Here is a 2,788-nt window from a genome sequence, read left to right on the forward strand (position 1 = left end):
GCCGATAAGCCTGTTTTACCACTCCCGGTAGGCGCATATACCATGAAGGTACTGTGTTGTTTCCAGTTCTGGCGCAACATGGACAAGGCACGGCTCTGAGTTGTGTTTGGGGTTATCGTCAGCATGCTTTATTTCCCCCATTCCCTTAAGGCGGATTCAGTGACATAATCGCCTGTGGGTACTGAATTCTGAGTGGTGCCTGCAAGAACCGGTGAATTCCTCGCAAAAGTGTCCACCGGTTTCTTGCTCCCTTCTGAATATTTTTTTATCAAGCTACGGGCCGTATTCTTTTGTCTACCTGTTAGATATTTTCCACCCCGAAAATAACGGCTAAGTCCGTTGATAAAGTCGTATTCCCATTTTGTCAGACCGGAACACCCTTTCACGGAAAGGAGCCGCTCTAAGTCGCCTATAAGTTTCTCGCTTATTTCCATTGTGCAATCCTCTGTTATTTCACTTTGCCAGGAACACAGCCCTGACCGAATATCAATTTAGCCGTTTAGACGTCTGGGCGTATTCCGGCTTTTATATCCCTATAGTGATCTTCTATAAGATCTGAGTTGTTTTTCCTTGGCTGTGCCTTCCCTAACACCCCTTTCAAAGATCACCCCCCTTACCCCCCTAGAAAGTTTTCCCCTCTTCCCCAAACCATCCAAACATCTAGACGTCCAAACATCCAAGTAACCTTTCAAGTTCTTTTCTCCTTCGCTAACTGCGGCTCCTCGGTATAACCCTGACTCGCTCTTGCATACTTCCTGACAAATTCCCTGAGCCGGATATTTGCCGCTCGTCTTGCCGTGTTATCTTTCCGGTATGAAACGGGCTCTTCATCCCAAGTCGCTTCATACACCTCGGCATACTTCACCGTGATTTTTGCCCGTGTAGCCGGATCAAGACTCAGTAACATCTCCTGTATCCATTTGCTGTCATCCGGGTAAAAATGCGATGGCATTGATACCTGAGCGTAGGAATTAGGGAACATGGTTAATAATTTCCGGGTGGTGGGAACACCTTTGGAAGATCTGGGCGTAATTCGTGAGGCTGAACTTCGCCTTTTGTAAGGTCCACAATGTCAGGAACAGATGAGACAGAAACGCGCTTCTTCCCATGCAACCAAGCGCTAACTAATGACTGTCTACACCCTAATGCATTGGCAAGTATTGTTTGATTACCCACAATTTTTATAGCCTTTTCTACCGCAAGATTTTTCATACTCCATCCTCTTATTAACTCCATGGTGATATTAATATCACCAAAAAGATAAATCAATCACTATAGTGTTTTTGCAAAGATATCACTTTAGAGATAGAATTAACAAAACTTATTGAAGAGGTGGGTATGACATTCGCGAAAAGACTAAAAGAGGCAATGAGAAAGAAAGACTTCACACAGTCTTCTCTTGCCAAGGAAGTAGACATGGCTCAGTCCATGATATGGAAGTTAACCACAGGAAAAGCGCAAAGCACTACTAAAGTTGTTGAGTTGGCTAGAGTTCTCGGTGTGCGCCCAGAATGGCTTAGTGATGGCAGTGGTCCCATGCACCCAGATAACTCACCCACCTCAGTTGTGGTAAAGTGCACTAAATCGTTTCCTGTAAAAATCTATGATGCCGATAGTGATACAGGGGATACAATTATGATTCCGGGATTCTTTGAATCATCTGACGCGTACAGAGCGTATAGAATCACCCAAAATACTGGCTGCGCAGAAGCTCCAGAAGGTTCTTTAGTTGTAATCGATAGATCAGAAAAAGCAGCTAACAATGATTTGGTATATGCGCGCATAGGAGAAAACTACTCTGTATATCGTTTTGTACAAGGTGGTGCTTTCGGCTTTCTATCGGTTGATGATGCTAGGGTACCATTAACTCCTATCAGTCCTGACGTTGAATTAGTGGGTGTTATTGTATACCTGTTCCGCGATATGAAACGAAGACGATAATAACCCCGTTCAATTTCGATTGTTGTAGCATAAATCCCTGGGTGCGTTCGCAATAGGTCTGGCATTCCTTCCCCTTAAGATACTGTTTAGACGTACAGTATCTTAATTTTTAACTAAATCATTACAATTATCAAGATAAAAAAACATTTTTTGTTTTTTAACAAAAATTTCTTTTATTTCAATATCATAAAATAAAAAACAACTTTTTATCACTATAGGTCTAGAATAGTTAGAACTATAGTGATAGATTAAATACCACCAAGGTGATAGTTTTAATCACCAGAAGAAACAGAAGTAGTTGAATGAGCAGGAACAACAATAAACACACCGAGGTATGATTATTATGTTCAAGAAGACTTTTATTTTTTCAGCAATAAAACGCCACAACATGGAGGCAGATCATGCGTAAACCAATTACTTTAGACGATGCAAAATACCGCTCAGGTTTGGCTTGTTCACTTTATGAAGTCATCACGAGTATGGCTGACAAAGAAAAATGTTCAGGCGAGTTGTGCGAACTAATTGCTCTTGTGTGTGATATTAACTATGAAGTCAATTGCTCCCTTGAATCCGCATTGGGAACAGACAAGCTTAATTTGGACTGAACTGGCTCTGGTACCGACGACAATCAAACACCAGAGCCTGAACACTAATAAACGCTGAGGGACGATTATCATGTTCAACACGAATGATACCACAAAGACTTTTATTTTTGCAGTCAAAAAATACACAGATACTGAACAGCTCATTGTCAAAGTTAAATATGCGGCTGAAAGTTATCGGCAAGCCAAAGATGCGTTATCCGAAATGTTTTCGGGGTACTTCATTGTATGGATGGGGCAAATAA

5 protein-coding genes are annotated in these 2,788 nt (G+C 41.8%); 2 read left to right on the forward strand and 3 right to left on the reverse strand.

What is annotated here, in order from left to right:
• Positions 1-128: 128 nt before the first annotated feature.
• From LGZ99_RS23905 to LGZ99_RS23915, 3 genes are all read right to left on the reverse strand, one after another.
• On the reverse strand, positions 129-434 hold the full coding sequence (locus LGZ99_RS23905) for a hypothetical protein (RefSeq protein ID WP_023044920.1): 306 nt from the start codon (positions 432-434) through the stop codon (positions 129-131).
• 254 nt (positions 435-688) lie between these two features.
• Complete coding sequence (locus LGZ99_RS23910) at positions 689-982, reverse strand: hypothetical protein (protein WP_390894056.1); 294 nt, start codon at positions 980-982, stop codon at positions 689-691.
• A 2-nt stretch (positions 983-984) separates the two neighbouring features.
• Positions 985-1,212, reverse strand: coding sequence for a helix-turn-helix domain-containing protein (locus LGZ99_RS23915; RefSeq protein ID WP_036807203.1), 228 nt, complete (start codon positions 1,210-1,212; stop codon positions 985-987).
• A 126-nt stretch (positions 1,213-1,338) separates the two neighbouring features.
• On the opposite strand from LGZ99_RS23915, the gene LGZ99_RS23920 reads away from it, so the two are divergent.
• Both LGZ99_RS23920 and LGZ99_RS23925 read left to right on the forward strand, forming a co-directional pair.
• Positions 1,339-1,941: a helix-turn-helix domain-containing protein gene (locus LGZ99_RS23920; RefSeq protein WP_036807200.1), complete on the forward strand. Its 603-nt coding sequence runs from the start codon at positions 1,339-1,341 to the stop codon at positions 1,939-1,941.
• A gap of 401 nt (positions 1,942-2,342) precedes the next feature.
• The gene (locus tag LGZ99_RS23925; protein ID WP_036807197.1) at positions 2,343-2,546 is read left to right on the forward strand and encodes a hypothetical protein; all 204 of its coding nucleotides are present in this window, start codon (positions 2,343-2,345) and stop codon (positions 2,544-2,546) included.
• Positions 2,547-2,788: the final 242 nt, after the last annotated feature.

It is taken from the genome of Photorhabdus temperata, assembly GCF_025384845.1.
Classification (GTDB): domain Bacteria; phylum Pseudomonadota; class Gammaproteobacteria; order Enterobacterales; family Enterobacteriaceae; genus Photorhabdus; species Photorhabdus temperata.

Excerpts from the sequence above, each read along its gene's own strand:
- LGZ99_RS23915 (WP_036807203.1), bottom strand. The coding sequence starts at position 1,212 with ATGAAAAATCTTGCGGTAGAAAAGGCTATAAAAATTGTGGGTAATCAA.
- LGZ99_RS23910 (WP_390894056.1), bottom strand. The coding sequence starts at position 982 with ATGTTCCCTAATTCCTACGCTCAGGTATCAATGCCATCGCATTTTTAC.
- LGZ99_RS23925 (WP_036807197.1), top strand. The coding sequence starts at position 2,343 with ATGCGTAAACCAATTACTTTAGACGATGCAAAATACCGCTCAGGTTTG.
- LGZ99_RS23920 (WP_036807200.1), top strand. The coding sequence starts at position 1,339 with ATGACATTCGCGAAAAGACTAAAAGAGGCAATGAGAAAGAAAGACTTC.
- LGZ99_RS23905 (WP_023044920.1), bottom strand. The coding sequence starts at position 434 with ATGGAAATAAGCGAGAAACTTATAGGCGACTTAGAGCGGCTCCTTTCC.